The 15,297-nt window shown below is 45.0% G+C and carries 14 protein-coding genes and 1 rRNA gene; 13 read left to right on the top strand and 2 right to left on the bottom strand.

All coding sequences use genetic code 11. The annotated features are described in order from the left end of the window. Positions 1-3 precede the first annotated feature (3 nt). The 3 genes from C4K46_RS06780 to C4K46_RS06770 are packed head-to-tail and all read left to right on the top strand — an operon-like array spanning position 4 to position 2,705. The gene (locus C4K46_RS06780) at positions 4-363 is read left to right on the top strand and encodes a hypothetical protein (RefSeq protein WP_209628147.1); all 360 of its coding nucleotides are present in this window, start codon (positions 4-6) and stop codon (positions 361-363) included. Further along, positions 357-2,048, top strand: a complete 1,692-nt coding sequence (locus tag C4K46_RS06775) for an LXG domain-containing protein (protein ID WP_209628146.1) — start codon at positions 357-359, stop codon at positions 2,046-2,048. Before C4K46_RS06780 ends, C4K46_RS06775 begins: the two co-directional genes overlap by 7 nt. Beyond that, complete coding sequence (locus tag C4K46_RS06770; RefSeq protein ID WP_209628145.1) at positions 2,049-2,705, top strand: hypothetical protein; 657 nt, start codon at positions 2,049-2,051, stop codon at positions 2,703-2,705. It begins immediately after the preceding gene. 81 nt (positions 2,706-2,786) lie between these two features. Here C4K46_RS06770 and pepF read toward each other — a convergent pair whose 3' ends face one another. Then, positions 2,787-4,589 carry an oligoendopeptidase F gene (gene pepF, locus C4K46_RS06765; protein ID WP_209628144.1) on the bottom strand — a complete coding sequence of 601 codons (1,803 nt, stop codon included), beginning with the start codon at positions 4,587-4,589 and terminating at the stop codon, positions 2,787-2,789. A 230-nt stretch (positions 4,590-4,819) separates the two neighbouring features. Here pepF and pnp point away from each other — a divergent pair, with 230 nt between their 5' ends. The 7 genes from pnp to C4K46_RS06730 all read left to right on the top strand — a co-directional run bounded on the left by pnp (position 4,820) and on the right by C4K46_RS06730 (position 12,476). Continuing rightward, positions 4,820-7,012, top strand: a complete 2,193-nt coding sequence (gene pnp / locus C4K46_RS06760) for a polyribonucleotide nucleotidyltransferase (RefSeq protein ID WP_209628143.1) — start codon at positions 4,820-4,822, stop codon at positions 7,010-7,012. A 22-nt stretch (positions 7,013-7,034) separates the two neighbouring features. After that, complete coding sequence (cysE, locus tag C4K46_RS06755) at positions 7,035-7,619, top strand: serine O-acetyltransferase (RefSeq protein ID WP_018371942.1); 585 nt, start codon at positions 7,035-7,037, stop codon at positions 7,617-7,619. 62 nt (positions 7,620-7,681) lie between these two features. Further along, positions 7,682-7,858 carry a YdeI/OmpD-associated family protein gene (locus tag C4K46_RS06750; protein WP_209628142.1) on the top strand — a complete coding sequence of 59 codons (177 nt, stop codon included), beginning with the start codon at positions 7,682-7,684 and terminating at the stop codon, positions 7,856-7,858. Positions 7,859-7,861: 3 nt separating this feature from the next. Next, complete coding sequence (gene cysS / locus C4K46_RS06745) at positions 7,862-9,205, top strand: cysteine--tRNA ligase (RefSeq protein WP_209628141.1); 1,344 nt, start codon at positions 7,862-7,864, stop codon at positions 9,203-9,205. Next, positions 9,198-9,587 carry a Mini-ribonuclease 3 gene (locus tag C4K46_RS06740; protein ID WP_209628140.1) on the top strand — a complete coding sequence of 130 codons (390 nt, stop codon included), beginning with the start codon at positions 9,198-9,200 and terminating at the stop codon, positions 9,585-9,587. The genes cysS and C4K46_RS06740 overlap by 8 nt, the downstream gene beginning before the upstream one ends. A gap of 346 nt (positions 9,588-9,933) precedes the next feature. Next, positions 9,934-10,221 carry a DUF308 domain-containing protein gene (locus C4K46_RS10560; RefSeq protein ID WP_245335156.1) on the top strand — a complete coding sequence of 96 codons (288 nt, stop codon included), beginning with the start codon at positions 9,934-9,936 and terminating at the stop codon, positions 10,219-10,221. A gap of 293 nt (positions 10,222-10,514) precedes the next feature. Beyond that, positions 10,515-12,476, top strand: a complete 1,962-nt coding sequence (locus C4K46_RS06730; RefSeq protein ID WP_209628139.1) for an amidase family protein — start codon at positions 10,515-10,517, stop codon at positions 12,474-12,476. Positions 12,477-12,675: 199 nt separating this feature from the next. Here C4K46_RS06730 and C4K46_RS06725 read toward each other — a convergent pair whose 3' ends face one another. Beyond that, positions 12,676-13,632 carry an aromatic acid exporter family protein gene (locus tag C4K46_RS06725; RefSeq protein WP_209628138.1) on the bottom strand — a complete coding sequence of 319 codons (957 nt, stop codon included), beginning with the start codon at positions 13,630-13,632 and terminating at the stop codon, positions 12,676-12,678. Between the two features lie 91 nt (positions 13,633-13,723). Between C4K46_RS06725 and rlmB the strand changes: the two genes are divergently transcribed. From rlmB to C4K46_RS06710, 3 genes are all read left to right on the top strand, one after another. Next, positions 13,724-14,452: a 23S rRNA (guanosine(2251)-2'-O)-methyltransferase RlmB gene (gene rlmB / locus C4K46_RS06720; RefSeq protein ID WP_209628137.1), complete on the top strand. Its 729-nt coding sequence runs from the start codon at positions 13,724-13,726 to the stop codon at positions 14,450-14,452. Next, complete coding sequence (locus C4K46_RS06715) at positions 14,449-14,967, top strand: NYN domain-containing protein (RefSeq protein ID WP_209628136.1); 519 nt, start codon at positions 14,449-14,451, stop codon at positions 14,965-14,967. Before rlmB ends, C4K46_RS06715 begins: the two co-directional genes overlap by 4 nt. A 259-nt stretch (positions 14,968-15,226) precedes the next feature. Then, positions 15,227-15,297 (top strand): 16S ribosomal RNA (locus tag C4K46_RS06710); the annotation flags it as partial.

Raw genomic sequence — 15,297 nt, 5'->3', positions numbered from 1 at the left:
GCTATGAAGGAGCAAGATAAATGGGAAGCCTTGCGGGCTCAGGAGCTAGACCTAGATGACCAGCTAGCAAGGACGGAGAGAGAACGTTACCGAACTCAAGAGTTGGCTCTGGACTGGCAGGCCTATATTCCTCAAGCCAAAGAGACGAATCAAGAGCTCCTGCTAGCCTATCAAGGGTCAGACCAAGCCCAGCGGATAGAGTTGACGATTAGAGAACTGGAGGGCTATTCTCTAAAGATTGAGGATAACTACGAGTCACTTATTCAAGCTTATCGTAAAAAGGAGAACCGCTTGCTGGATGACCTAGAGGCTATCGCTCGGCAAAAGCGCAAGCTAGGTCAAGAGGAGAAAAAGTCATGGTAAAGTTAAACTTAGTTCTATCAACCGTTCAAGCCCACACGACAGCTAGCAACTGTCAAGGCCAACTAGCAGCCTATCAGGCCATTCAACAGGCTATCCAGACCTTTGTAGCCGATAGCGAAAACCTCAAGGGACAAGCTTACGATTCGGCGCGGGCCTATTATTCCGCAGTCTTATTGCCAATCTCCCAAGGAGCAGAACTCTATGTTGAGACGGCCGAGACCTCCATGAAGAATCTTCCCAGTGAGTGCACGGCCAAGTGTGGGGCTTTCCTGCTAGATACAGAAGAAGTAGAGCGTTTGATTCAAGCCCAAGAGGCCTCTATTTCTGCCCTGGAACTCCAGTATGATGGGCTAAGGGCGTCTAGTGTTCCTATGGAGGCTAAGAAGTCCAATCTCGCCTACATGGCCAAGCAAGTGGAGATTCATCAAGGGATTAAGAAAGACTTGGAAGAACAACTTCAAAAATTATTTGACTTTGATGCTTATTCTCCTCAAATCTTTTCTGAAGCGGACGCCTTAAAAGCTGACCTTGAGAAGGGGTTGAGTCAGACAGAGAATAGTTGGGACGCTTCCAGTCAAAGCTTCATCATTTCAGAAGATTTAGCTTGGGCTCGTCATTTAAGCACCCTGCATAGCCTAAAAGATACTAACTATACTGTTCAAGAAAAAGAATTTATCTATAACCTCCAAGAACAGTATGGGTTTGATAAAGAAGAATCAGAAATCATGCTGAAAGCCTACAATAGTATGGTCGATAAAGTAGGAACTAAAGAGGCTAATAAGAATTGGACACTCATTATGTCATCTATTGTATATGGTGGTCCGACTTGGTGGTATACGAATGGTGCGCTTAATGAATCTGAGATTTCTACTGTCTTATGGTTATTGGGGCTCAATCAACAAGAGGTGAGGAAATTAGAAAGTGCGATTATCAACCAACATAAGTTGGCTGCAATTGAGAAAATATCAGATAATGAAAGTGCTGAAAGTAAGCAACAAAAGTTAGATAAAGTTGCAAATATACTTTACGGGACTAAGGATAAAATTGTTACATTTTCTGAATTAACAAAAGACAAACAAAATAGAGCGCAGGATTTACTTAAACAATTTGGTAACACGATTGACTTTTCTCACATGAATGCAACCATTGCAACTTACTTTAATCAATCGCCAGCAGAAGATGTTGCAGATGTTTTATTAGGTGGCTTAAATGAGCGTTCTGGTTATTTGGGAGATGTTGCAGGTGCTAATGGTGCTGTACCTAGTATGGGGAATGATGATTATCGTGCGGATTTAGATGCGGTTAATCTTTATCAACGGTGTAAGCATGGTGCTAGTTTGATAAATTCTTATAATTCTTATTATAATGATGTCGAATCAGATTCAACATATAGAACTAAAGAGTTTGTGAAAAATATTGGTGGTTGGACTAAATTGCAAGAAGATTATAGAAAATATGACGAAAATACTCGTCCTGAACTTATTAAGCAAAGTCAACAAAAAATCAATGAAGGGAATGCATTACTAGAAAAAGGAAAAAAATTGAATGATTCTAATTATATCAATGAAGGGAAACAGATAATAGCTGAAGGTAAGGAACTTGATAACTTACAGAGGACTTTCGATAATTTTATTGTTAATCTCATTAAAGGGAACAAAGATTTAGTTGATTATACAGGTAAATAAATGAAAAAGAAAACTTTTCTACAAAAAATTATAGTATTTATAACACTTGCTATTTTATGCTTAGCAAAGCCTACCTACGATTTATTATTTGTGTATATTGCTTCAAATACTCGCTTAGCTCATAAATTTATGAATCCAGATGTCTATCAAGAAAAATGGGAAAGTGTGGGAGCATATCATATGAATTGGGATAATGATGCTTTGAAAGAGGGGATTAAAAAAACATCTCCAGCTATTTTAAGAATTGATGGGGTCGAAATTTTGGATATTCCTTTAAATGACAAAGCTAACCCTAGTTTTCAAGTTAATGAAAATCCAGAAAAATATGTTATTTTCCGTTTCAACTTACAAAATAATAAATATGAAGTCAATAATCTGGGAACGAGTGATTTAGAAGTTAACGAAAAGAATAATCAAGCACTTATAGAGAGAACGGGAAGAAACATGACTACATTACAACAGGAAATTTTTCGTTATAAAAATAAATTTCTTTCTAGTTTAGAAAAGATGAAGTCTCTGGAAAAAAAGGCAACTCTTATTAGCTTTTTATGTTGGTCCATTGGTTTGTCTGTAATTTACGGTGTCTATCTTTTAATCATGATTGACTGGGACGCAGTGCGACGGAAAAGGTTGTTTAAAGGCTTGGATATATCATAGCAGGTCATAGGCCAGAAGGAAAAATCGAGACATTGAATAAGCAAAAACAGCAGGTGAATTTCCTGCTGTTTTTAATTCTTCTTAATTCCTTGCTTCTAGCTCCTCACTATAGGCGATAATCTGATCTACTGTATCGGCTAAGAATTGGATAGTGTCGCGTAGGGGCTTGTCGGTAGAAATATCGGCTCCGATAATTTGGGCGGTTTCAAGTGGGGTCTTGCTGCCGCCGGAGCGGAGGAAGTCCAGCCAGTCTTGAGCTCCTTGGGAACTATTTTTTAGGTGAAGAAAGCCAGCTGTTGAGATAACCAGACCAGCTGAGTAGGTGTAGCTATATAGGCCCATGTAGTAGTGGCTCTGCCGCATCCAGGTCAGGGCGGCATCGTCATCGATTTCTAGGGCATCGCCCCAGAAGTCGCTTAGGACCTCCTTCATCAGGCTATTTAGTTTGCTTGCCCCAAAGGTTTCTCCAGCCTCAATCAGCTGATAGACCTTACGCTGAAAGGCTGCTTCTAGTAAATGGGTGATAAAGTTATGGAAGTAGGTGTCGGTCAGCCTGTGGGCTAGGGCAAAGCGTTTTTGCCGCGGAGAGTCAAAGGCCTGTTCTAGATAATCACTAAGAAGGAGCTCATTAAAGGTGGAAGGAGCTTCAACATAGTAGGTGGACATGTGGGTATTAAAGTAGCTCTGGCTATTGTCGGAAAAGATAAATTGACCAGAGTGGCCGATTTCGTGGATGAGGGTGTAGACATCGCTCATCCGTCCTGTCCAGCTCATGAGGACATAGGGGTGGACCTTGTAAGGGTCGGCGGCGTAACCGCCGGCTTCCTTGCCGCTATTAGCCGCAAAGTCAACCCAGCGTTCGCTTTGATAGTTTTTGACTTGCTCTTTATACTCTTCACCCAGAGGTTCCACGGACTTCATCACGAGGTCATAGGCATCATCGATGCTAACAGGGGGATTAAGCTCGCTATCTAGGTCTAGCTTCCAATCAGCAAAGGTCATCTTTTCTAGACCATTGACCTTGGCTACATGTTTGAGAAATTTACGAGCAATCGGTGCAAAGTCCTCCATGATGAGGTCAATCTGGCGATCAAACATAGAGCGGTCCACTTCCTGCTCGGCTAGAAGATAGTCAAAGACGGAATCGTAACCCCGCATATCAGCCAAGACTTTTTCTGATTTGACCTGGGCTAGATAGGCTGCGGCTGCGGCATGTTGGTGCCGGCGGAGTCCTTGAGAGAAAGAGCGAAAGGCCTTTTCTCGAACCTCGGCATTCTCATGGTTTTGGTAGAAGTTTTCATAGGTGACAAAGCTGTTTTGATAGGTCTTGCCGTCTACTTCAAAGTCGGCCATAGCATAGTCGCCAGCCCGCATTTTTGAGTAGATATCTTGGGGGCTGTAAAAGACCTCGCTTAGTCTAGTCAGGGTTTTCTCAGTCTCAGCACCCAAGTAGTGTTTCTTTTTGATTTTGGCCTGGCGAATGGCGCTACTTAGGCGGGGGACCTGCTCTAATTGGTCCAAGACCTCTTGGTCGGCCTTGATAAGGGCATCGTCAAAAAAAGATAATTCGACTGCTGCCCAGGTTTCAAAGTCCATACCTGCTTGGGCGATTTGGGCAAAACTCTCATCATGATAGTCTGTCGTTTGGGGCATAAAGGCATAGGTTGAGATGTGGCTGATTTGGATATAGATTTCTTCTAGCTCCTTAAAAGCCCGTTCAAAGTCTGCAAAACTTACTAAACTGGTCTGGTAATCGCGACTAAATTGATTGATGTCCTCGCGTGCTTTTTCGATGGCCCTTAGAAAATCTTGCTGGTCCTGGTAAAGGGCAGTCAGGTCCCAGAGTTCCTTTTCTGGAAATTCTGAACGTAGTTTTTGTTCCATGATTTTACCTCTCAAATTCTTTTCCTCTAGTATAGCAAAAAATTCATGGTCGAGGAGATTATCTATTCTTTTTTATCCAAAAATATGTTAAAATAGGCTCTATACGTGGTTTTGTGCAAAGCTGAATCTTGGCCCTCAACCAGGAGGCCCAGAGGCGCTTGCTAGAGCTAGCTTTGCCTAGGTTGAGCTTTGTGGAAAACACGTAAAAATTTATTTGAGGAGTAGTCTAAATGACCAAACAAATTTTTGAGACCTTGTTTGCCGGTAAAAAGTTAGTCGTGGAAACAGGTCAAGTTGCCAAGCAAGCCAATGGAAGTGTTCTTGTGCGCTATGGAGATAGCACTGTCTTGACAGCAGCCGTTATGTCCAAAAAAATGGCGACCAGTGACTTCTTTCCCTTGCAGGTAAACTATGAGGAAAAGATGTATGCAGCTGGGAAATTCCCCGGTGGCTTTAATAAACGAGAAGGCCGTCCGTCAACGGATGCGACCCTGACTGCCCGTCTGATTGACCGACCTATTCGGCCCATGTTTGCGGAAGGCTTTAGAAATGAAGTCCAAGTCATCAATACCGTTCTTTCCTACGATGAGGACGCTTCAGCTCCAATGGCAGCTATGTTTGGTTCCTCTTTGGCCTTGTCTATCTCAGATATTCCCTTTAATGGACCGATTGCGGGTGTTCAAGTCGGTTATGTAGACGGTGACTTGGTCATCAATCCAGACAAGGAAGCAGCAGAGCGCTCCCTATTGGACTTGACCGTTGCTGGGACCAAGGAAGCCATCAATATGGTCGAGTCTGGAGCTAAAGAATTGTCCGAAGAATTGATGCTAGAAGCTCTACTCAAGGGCCACGAAGCCATTCGGGAGCTGATTGCCTTTCAAGAACAAATTGTAGCAGCCGTCGGTAAGGAAAAGGCCGAGGTAGAGTTGCTCCAAGTAGATGAAGAATTGCAGGCCGAAATTATTGCCTTTTACAATGATGACCTGAAAAAAGCTGTCCAAGTTGAGGAAAAATTAGCGCGTGAAGCAGCGACTGAGGCAGTCAGAGATCAGGTTATGACTACCTACCAAGAAAAATATGCGGACCATGAAGAGTTCGAGCGGATTATGCGCGATGTGGCAGAAATCCTGGAGCAAATGGAGCACGCCGAAGTTCGCCGCCTGATTACTGAGGATAAGATTCGCCCTGATGGCCGTCGTGTAGATGAAATTCGTCCGCTAGATGCCGAAGTTGACTACCTGCCCAAAGTGCATGGTTCTGGTCTCTTTACTCGGGGTCAAACCCAGGCCTTGTCAGTCTTGACCTTGGCTCCAATGGGTGAAACCCAGACCGTAGACGGACTGGCTCCAGAGTATAAGAAACGCTTCCTCCACCATTATAACTTCCCCCAATATTCAGTCGGTTCAACTGGTCGCTATGGAGCACCAGGTCGCCGGGAAATTGGTCATGGTGCTCTCGGTGAGCGGGCCCTAGAGCAAGTTCTTCCAAGTCTAGAGGATTTCCCTTATGCCATTCGTTTGGTGGCTGAAGTCTTAGAGTCTAACGGCTCCTCCTCTCAAGCCTCAATCTGTGCGGGCACACTGGCCCTGATGGCTGGTGGGGTGCCAATCAAGGCGCCTGTTGCTGGGATTGCCATGGGCTTGATTTCTGACGGCAACAACTATACTGTCCTGACCGACATTCAAGGTCTGGAGGACCACTTTGGAGATATGGACTTTAAGGTTGCGGGGACTCGCGCAGGGATTACAGCCCTACAAATGGATATTAAGATTGAAGGAATCACCCCACAAATCTTGACCGAGGCCTTGAGCCAAGCCAAGAAAGCTCGTTTTGAAATCCTTGATTTGATTGAAGAGACTATTCCTGAAGTTCGACCAGAATTGGCACCAACCGCACCTAAGATTGACACCATTAAAATTGATGTGGACAAGATTAAAATCGTTATCGGTAAGGGTGGGGAAACCATTGACAAGATTATTGCCGAAACTGGTGTGAAAATTGATATTGATGAAGAAGGAAATGTTTCCATCTACTCAAGCGACCAAGCTGCTATCAACCGGGCCAAGGAAATCATTGCCGGTTTAGTCCGCGAGGCTAAGGTTGATGAGGTCTACCATGCCAAGGTTGTTCGCATCGAGAAGTTTGGAGCCTTTGTCAATCTCTTTGATAAGACCGATGCCCTGGTCCACATCTCCGAGATGGCCTGGACCCGGACCAATAATGTGGAGGATTTGGTCCAAATCGGTGACGAGATTGATGTCAAAATCATCAAGATTGATGCCAAGGGTCGTGTAGATGCTTCCATGAAAGCTCTCTTGCCTCGTCCGCCAAGACCAGAAAGAAAAGAAGGCGACAAGGGCCATCATGGACATAAGCGCCATCACAAGGCTAAGACAGAGACAGCTAGTGAAAAGTCAGAATAAGAGATAAAAAGAGAGGAAAATTATGGGTTGGTGGAAAGAAACCATTGATATTGTCAAAGAAAATGATCCGGCCGCCAGAACCTCATTGGAAGTTCTTTTGACCTATCCAGGTATCAAGGCCTTAGCGGCGCATCGCCTTTCTCATTTCTTGTGGAAGCATGGCTTTAAGCTCCTCGCCCGCATGCACAGCCAGTTTTGGCGTTTTTGGACCCAGATTGAGATTCATCCAGGTGCAGAGATTGCCGAAGGGGTCTTTATCGACCACGGATCGGGCTTGGTGATTGGCGAGACGGCTATCGTGGAAAAGGGCGCTATGCTCTATCATGGCGTGACTCTTGGTGGGACAGGAAAGGATGTTGGTAAGCGCCACCCGACCATTCGACGCGGTGCCCTGATTTCCGCTCATTCCCAGTTGATTGGACCGATTGAGGTCGGGGAAAATGCCAAGGTTGGTGCTGGGGCGGTCGTTGTGGCAGATGTACCGAGCGACGTGACCGTTGTCGGCGTGCCGGCCAAGATTGTCCGCGTTCACGGTCAAAAAGACGAGCCGACCATTAAATCTTTGGAAGAAATCCGCGAGGAAAGCTACTATTCGTCCAAGTTGTGAGGGAGTATGCTATTTGAATAGTTTTGAGGAGTTCTTAGAAAGATTACTCAGGAGGAAATATCATGGATTTTACAAGAGAAACATTTGCAGCTCAATTAGAGGGACAAGCTCAAAGCCGTTTTTCTAAGATGTCGCCTAGTCATCAGAAAGAGTGGCTCCGCTATATCAATGAAGCCAAAAAGGACCAAACCAAGCTCCGTCGGATAGAGAAGATGCAGCAGGATTTATTGAAGGATTAGAAGATGATTAAAATTTACGACACCATGACCCGTAATTTGCGCGAATTTGTGCCGCTTGAGCCTGGCAAGGTCAAGATGTATGTCTGTGGACCAACGGTTTATAATTATATCCATGTTGGAAATGCCAGAAGTACAGTGTCTTTTGACACTATTCGCCGTTATTTTGAATACCGCGGTTTTGCGGTGGACTATATTTCTAACTTTACCGATGTCGATGACAAGATTATCAACCGGGCCCAGGAAGAAGGCATTAGCCCTAAAGAGGTGGCCGACAAATATATCGCCGCCTTTCTAGCCGATGTGGCGCAGCTCGGGGTCAAGCCTGCTAGTCAAAATCCGCGCGTCATGAATTTTATGGAGCAGATTATTGAGTTTATCAAGGTCTTGGTGAACAAGGGCTTTGCTTATGAAAGCCAGGGTGATGTCTATTTCCGCGTGGAAAAGTCTGTCAATTATGCTAAGTTAGCCAATAAAACGCTGGAAGATTTGGTGCAGGGAGCCTCTGGCCGGACGGATGAAGAAACCGCCCGCAAGGAAAATCCGCTGGATTTTGCTCTTTGGAAGAGAGCTAAAAACGGTGAGATTTTCTGGGACAGCCCTTGGGGGGCGGGGCGTCCCGGCTGGCACATCGAGTGCTCGGTTATGGCGACAGAAATATTGGGTGACACCATTGATATTCACGGTGGCGGAACCGACCTAGAATTTCCCCACCATACCAACGAGATTGCCCAGTCAGAAGCTAAAACAGGGAGAACCTTTGCCAACTACTGGATGCACAATGGTTTTGTCAATATCGACAATGTCAAGATGTCTAAATCCTTGGGCAATTTTATCACCGTTCACGATGCGCTTGAGACCATTGATGGCCAGGTGCTGCGCTTCTTTTTTGCCAGCCAACATTATCGCAAGCCCATCAACTTTACGGAAAAAGGAGTGGCAGATGCGGAGACAAATCTCAAATATCTGAAAAACACCTACGAGCAGCCCTTTACCGGAGTAGTTGATGAAGCAGAATTGCAAACTTTACTCCAGAAATTCACTGCTGCCATGGACGAAGATTTTAATACGGCAAATGGGATTACAGTGGTCTTTGAGCTGGCTCGCTGGATTAACTCAGGCAACTACAATGCCGAGGTCAAGGAGAAGTTTCGTCAAGTGCTAGAAGTATTTGGCATTGCTTTTGCAGAAGAAGTGCTGGACGCTGATATTGAAGCCTTGATTGAAGAACGTCAGGCTGCCCGAGCTGCCAAGGACTTTGCGACAGCCGATCGTATCCGGGACCAATTGGCCAGCCAGGGAATCAAGCTTTTGGATACCAAGGAAGGTGTAAGGTGGACTCGTGTTTGATGTCAATCTGATTAACGGGATTGCCCTAGCCTTTGAGGGCGATGCAGTCTATTCTATGTATATTCGTCGCCACTTACTTATGCAAGGCCTGACCAAGCCCAATAAACTCCATCAAGAGGCGACCAAGTATGTATCAGCCAAGGCCCAGGCCAACTTGATTGAGGCCATGTTAGAGCAGGGATTGCTAACTGAAAGGGAGCAGGGTATCTACAAACGGGGCCGCAATGCCCATAGCTACACCAAGGCAAAAAATGCAGACATCGTTACCTACCGCATGTCCACAGGTTTTGAGGCAGTCATGGGCTACCTCCATCTGAACCAGCAAATAGAACGTTTGGAAGAGTTGATTGCCTGGTCTATCGATTTTATAGAGCAAGAATAAAAAGTCAGACCCAAGTTTTCACTGAAAACTTGGGTCTGCTTACTGTTAATAACTGTACTTTTTTCCCACTTTCAACTATAATGAAGTGAGTAAATGAAAGGAGGCTTATTTTATGAAAACTTTCGGAAAATGGCTATCGGTCTTGGCAGGAATGCTCTATGTTTTCTTTGCCCTCTATCTATTTTTTAATCCTCTGGCTAACTTAGCCGCCATCAGTTGACTTTTTGCCTTTTTCATCTTTTTAGGAGCTGTCTCAAACTTTACCAACTACCTGACAGCAACCGAGGCGGAGCGTCGAGGCCATCTCATCTATGCTCTAATCAATCTGATTTTTGCAGTCTTATTTTTGGCCTATGGTTACTTAAGCCTGCCCATCCTTATTCCAACGATTCTAGCGGTTGCCTTGATAGTTTCTTCTATCGGTGGGATAATTCGAGCTAATCGTCTGAAGCCCTGGGCACCGAAGATGAGTGACCTCCTTCTGGGACTTTCGATTATCGGTCTCCTTTTAGGTCTAGTCCTTCTCTTTAATCCGATGATTGCTAGTATTTTCGTCTCATACATTATTGCTCTCGGCTTTGTTTATAACGGAGTTACCTATTTGCTCCATGCCCTGACTCGCTTAGAAGAGTAAGAAGCAAAAGAAATACGAGCATGGCCAGTCTGCAAGAGTCTTGAAGCTAGATCTTAGAGAGGCCAACCTCTTACAATTAGCTTGTTTAGTTAGGACTCCAAATAGCCCTGTCAGTTTCAAACTGGCAGGGCTTTAACATTGCAGCTAGAGCTCTTGGAGTCAAGATTAAGAGACTAGGTTAGCTCTTTTAGAAAATCTTGTCCCCCCCTTTGCTAGTAAAAAAGCAGACAAGGAAAGCCTGGATTGTCCCTTGCCTATGTTATAATTAAGAAAAATAGACAGAGGAGTGTTTTATGCCTAAAAAACCCATTCCCCACGCTGTATTTAGCAAGAGCAAGAAAGAATTGCTAGTTCTCGCCTTTCTTTTGCTCTTTGGTTCGACCTCTCTAGCCCAAGCAGATAGTCTTTCAGCGCCAGAAAGAGATTCTAGCAGTCAAGAGACTGTTCTAGCTAGCGCAGGGCAGGAAATCCCAGCTGCCTCAGAAGAGTCCGGTATTCCAGCCAGTCAAGAGCTACCAGCTTTAGCCCAGGCTAGCGATGAGACGGTCCTTGCTTCTGAACAAGTTTCCTCGCCTCTAAGCTTGGACCAATACCAAAAAGCGGATGCTAGTAGCTTGGCTGAGCAAGTACGTTCAGGCCAGGTGACCAGTGAAGAATTGCTCGATTTAGCCCTGGAGTCTATCGCAAAAACCAATCCAGAACTCAATAGTGTGATTAGCCTGAGGGCTGATGAAGCCAGAAAGGAAGCCCAAGCCTTGGTTGATAAGGGCCAACCCTTTCTAGGTGTGCCTATCTTAGTAAAAGGTTTGGGACACAGTATCAAGGGAGGCGAGTCCAGTAATGGCTTATCATTTATGAAGGACAGTACCAGTAAAACGACTGGTGCCTATGTCAAAGCCCTGCAAGAAGCCGGTTTTATCGTAGTCGGCCAAAGCAATTATCCCGAGATGGGCTGGATTAATGTAACCAATTCAGATTCTCACGGGATTAACCGTAATCCCTGGAATTTAGACCACAATCCTGGTGGTTCTTCTGGTGGTTCAGCGGCCGCAGTTTCTGTCGGCCAAGTCCCTCTAGCTTCCGCCAGTGACGGTGGTGGCTCTATCCGGATTCCTGCCTCCTGGAGTGGCCTGGTTGGCTTCTTTCCAACGCTTGGGGTGACTGCTGGAAATACAGCATCTGAGCATGGTCAGGTGGTAAATTTTGCCATGACTAGGACTATGAGAGATACAGAAACCCTCTTTAATGCCCTCCTGAAAAAAGAAGTCCTGCCCAATCAGTTGCAAAAAGACCAGCCGATTGCCTATACCACTAAAACCCCAGCGGGGACTCCGATTAGTCCAGATGCTGTTCAGGCGGTGAAGCAGGCAGTAGACTTTTTGAGGAGTCAAGGCTACCAGCTAGTAGAGGTAGATTATCCTGTTGATGGTGAGCAGTTGATGAAGAGTTACTATAGCTTGGCTGCAAATTCCGCCAAGACAGTTAATTTCTTGGCCAATCAAAAACTCAAGCGTAATCTGCAAAAGGATGACGTAGAGCTTCTGACTTGGGCCCTATACCAAGCAGGTAAGGACTTGAGCAAGGAAGATATGGACAAGACCTACCAACATATCGCCAAGGTTCGCCAGCAGATGACTGACTTCTACCAGCAATATCCCATTTTCTTAACTCCGACCAATGCTTATCCAGCCCCGGAAGCTAATTATCATCATATTCCGCAAAATTTAGTGGCGCAATTAAGCGATATGTCAAATTTGACTCAGGCCGAAAAAATGCAGCTTATCTATGACCAATGGCTACCAGCCTGGACCCTGACCCCTTTCACCCAGCTGGCTAATCTGACCCAAACCCCAGCCATCAGTCTCCCTACCTATGTGACTGCCCAAGGCTTGCCCCTAGGCATTATGTTTAATACCTACAAGAACAATGACCGTAGTCTACTAGCCTTGGGACGCTTATTTGAGGAAGCCAATCTCTTTCAAACCCTCTACCAGCACCGAGGAGTTCAAGAAGATGATAAGGACCCGTCTAATCTCCCCTTGGATTCTGGTGAAGATTTAGTTGGCCAAAGCCCTCATTCTCAGCTAGTTGGTCAGCTGACCCTAGGCAGTCGAGAAGAAAAGGGAGACCTCCCCATCAAGGCGAGCAGTCAGACCAAGCTACCCGAGACAGGCCAAAAGACCGAGGCCTATCCCCTCGTCGGCCTGATTAGTCTTTTGGGCCTCTTCTGCTTAAGAAAAAAAGCCAAGCATTAAAAAAGATTGAAGAAGGCCTCCCTGGAGGATAGATTCTTCAATCCTTTTATTTTTTAAAAGGTTTTTACTATATTACAAACCTTATCTATTGATAACCTTGTAAAGCTTTCAAGGTCAGCTGACCCTATTAGGAAAAACTTATTGATGAAGGTAGAAGAAAGAATTGGCGGCTTATATATTTAGGGTCTCAAAAATCAAGCTAGTCCCCTTGATATTGCTCATAAAAGTCCACCTTGATTTGGATAAAGCGTTCCATATCGCGCAGGAGCTGAAAGAGCTGGGCCCGACTTTCAAATTCAGCCCTTGTCTGGGGCAGGGGACGCTGGTCAAAAGTCCGGTGGAAATGTCCGATTGCCGCCAGCAAGTCATGGGCAGGATTTGTCTGACTGAGTTGGAGGGCTGTCTTGGCAAAGAGTTGAGCCAAAATCTGACTTTCCTCCCCCTTAAACTGACAATGATTGATGTCAATAGCCATATCTTTGAGAATTTTATTTTGTCGCTGGCGCATTTCAAAATAATGGACCTCATAATCCGTCTGAAAAAAGACTTGGTTATGACGATCATAGTAGACTAGGCGCAAGGCTTGCTCTAGCTGATGGTCCAACTCCTTAATCAATTGGGCATCATTGCTCCCATCTCCTGTCAAAAGAAAGTGCTGGAAACGAAGCAGAATTTTTTTCAGTTGCTCCTCGACCAGTTGATGATAGACCTTGATTTCTTCCTGTTTGGAGGGCATATAACTATTAAAGATAAGGGCCAGAAGGGCACCGATTACAAAGAGGGCCAGTTCATTGCCCCAAAGGAGAAGGGAAAAAGATTTTTGGCTCAAAAGATGGGTCACGAGGACAGTGCTGGGAGCTAGGCCTAGTTCCAAACCAAAGTGATAGGCCAGGGGAACATAGAGAGCCATGTAAAGCCCTAAGGCCAGGAGCTGAAAGCCCAGAAGTTTGAAGGAAATAAAGGCCAGAGCCAGGGCTAATAAGGTAGACAAGAGCCGCTTGCCAGCCGCCTTGAGCGAAGAGCGACGAGTATCCAGTAGGCTTAAAATGGCGATAATTCCTGCCGAAGGAGCATAGCTCAAGCCCAGGACTTGGGCTAGATAAATGGCTATAATCGTAGCAAGCGTCAGTTTAATGGTTCTTTGTAAGAGTGACATCTCTTCCTCCCAGAAAGTTTCTTTCTTTATTTTATCACAATTCCCGCTACTCCATCTTGGTAATGTTTGCCATTCATGGTACAATAGAAGCATGGAAAAAAACGATATTGTCTACGGCTTTCATGCCGTAACCGAAAGCTTGCTTGCAAATACCGGAAATAAACTTTACATTCAAGAAGATTTAAGGGGAAAAAATCTCCAAAAAATCAAGGAATTGGCAAGGGAAAAAAAAGTAGCCATTTCCTGGACGTCAAAGAAGAGCCTGACAGAAATGACAGAAGGGGCAGTACACCAGGGCTTTGTTTTGCGCGTGTCAGAGTTCGCCTACCAGTCCCTATCTGATTTATTGGGAGCAGCCCAGGAGCAAGAAAACCCCCTCTTTCTCATTCTAGATGGGATTATGGATCCCCATAATCTAGGTTCTATTTTGCGGACAGCGGATGCGACCAATGTTGCCGGAGTTATTATCCCCAAACATCGAGCAGTAGGTGTCACCCCGATTGTCGCCAAAACAGCAACTGGAGCCTTAGAGCACGTCCCCATCGCTAGGGTCACCAATCTTAGTCAGACCCTCACGAGTCTAAAAGAAGCTGGCTTTTGGATTTTTGCGACAGATATGGAGGGAACTCCCTCAACCAAGTGGAATACCCAAGGAAAACTAGCCCTCATTATCGGAAATGAAGGAAAGGGAGTCTCACATAATCTAAAAAAATTAGCTGATGAGATGATTTCTATTCCCATGAATGGTCATGTCCAAAGTTTAAATGCCTCAGTAGCTGCGGCCATCCTCATGTATGAAGTCTTTAGAAACCGCCTATGAAAAGAAAAATTTTATTAGTTGATGGCTACAATATGATTGGTTCCTGGAAAGAGACCAGGCAACTTTTCAAGAAAAGTCAGCTGGATGCTGCCCGCAACATCCTCCTGAATCGCCTCAGTAATTATGCTAGCTTTGAAGGGCTAGAAATCGTCTGCGTTTTTGATGCCCAATATGTTCCAGGACTGCGCCAGCGTTACGACCAGTTTAATCTGACCGTTATTTTTACAGAAGAAGAGGAGACAGCCGACTCCTATATTGAAGCTTTGGCAGCCCAGCTAAACAATCCCCGCAATCAGGTATCGGTGGCAACCAGTGACCTTAATGAACAATGGACCATCTTTGCCCAAGGGGCCTTGCGGGTCTCTGCCCGTGAATTAGAAAAGCGGGTGGCGACTGTCAAGTCTGACTTGGACCAGTTGAGCAATCATATCGATTTAAGCAAACCACCCCTGCGCCCTTGGAATGACCAACAATTAAAAGAACTAGGTAGCCTCTTGGAAGATATATCAGACTAACCAGCCTTTAGGCTGGTTTTAAAGGCTTTTTTTGGTTTGAAGAGAAGATCGATATAAAAAAAGTAAAAAAAGGAGTTAAAAAGTATTGACAAGGCATTAAGTAGGTGATATACTGATATAGTTGTCTCAAGGGGACAAGGACCATTGAAAACTGAACAAGACGAACCAATGTGCAGGGCACTACTAAGGAATTAGTAGTACTGTAACAATAAAAAAACAATAAATCTGTCAGTGACAGAATGAGTGTAAGACTCAAACGATTAATGAGAGTTTGATCCTGGCTCAGGATGAACGCTGGCGGCGTGCCTAATACATGCAAGTAGAACGCTG

Origin of the sequence: Streptococcus oricebi (assembly GCF_017883985.1) — a bacterium.
Lineage (GTDB): Bacteria > Bacillota > Bacilli > Lactobacillales > Streptococcaceae > Streptococcus > Streptococcus oricebi.
This window is presented reverse-complemented; position numbering and strand designations above follow the sequence as displayed.

Bases quoted from the DNA above. Each gene is read 5' to 3' on its own strand.
- C4K46_RS06730 (WP_209628139.1), top strand. From the start codon at position 10,515: ATGCCTAAAAAACCCATTCCCCACGCTGTATTTAGCAAGAGCAAGAAA.
- C4K46_RS06775 (WP_209628146.1), top strand. From the start codon at position 357: ATGGTAAAGTTAAACTTAGTTCTATCAACCGTTCAAGCCCACACGACA.
- cysS (WP_209628141.1), top strand. From the start codon at position 7,862: ATGATTAAAATTTACGACACCATGACCCGTAATTTGCGCGAATTTGTG.
- pnp (WP_209628143.1), top strand. From the start codon at position 4,820: ATGACCAAACAAATTTTTGAGACCTTGTTTGCCGGTAAAAAGTTAGTC.
- C4K46_RS06770 (WP_209628145.1), top strand. From the start codon at position 2,049: ATGAAAAAGAAAACTTTTCTACAAAAAATTATAGTATTTATAACACTT.
- pepF (WP_209628144.1), bottom strand. From the start codon at position 4,589: ATGGAACAAAAACTACGTTCAGAATTTCCAGAAAAGGAACTCTGGGAC.
- C4K46_RS06780 (WP_209628147.1), top strand. From the start codon at position 4: ATGAAGGAGCAAGATAAATGGGAAGCCTTGCGGGCTCAGGAGCTAGAC.
- rlmB (WP_209628137.1), top strand. From the start codon at position 13,724: ATGGAAAAAAACGATATTGTCTACGGCTTTCATGCCGTAACCGAAAGC.
- cysE (WP_018371942.1), top strand. From the start codon at position 7,035: ATGGGTTGGTGGAAAGAAACCATTGATATTGTCAAAGAAAATGATCCG.
- C4K46_RS06725 (WP_209628138.1), bottom strand. From the start codon at position 13,632: ATGTCACTCTTACAAAGAACCATTAAACTGACGCTTGCTACGATTATA.
- C4K46_RS06715 (WP_209628136.1), top strand. From the start codon at position 14,449: ATGAAAAGAAAAATTTTATTAGTTGATGGCTACAATATGATTGGTTCC.
- C4K46_RS06750 (WP_209628142.1), top strand. From the start codon at position 7,682: ATGGATTTTACAAGAGAAACATTTGCAGCTCAATTAGAGGGACAAGCT.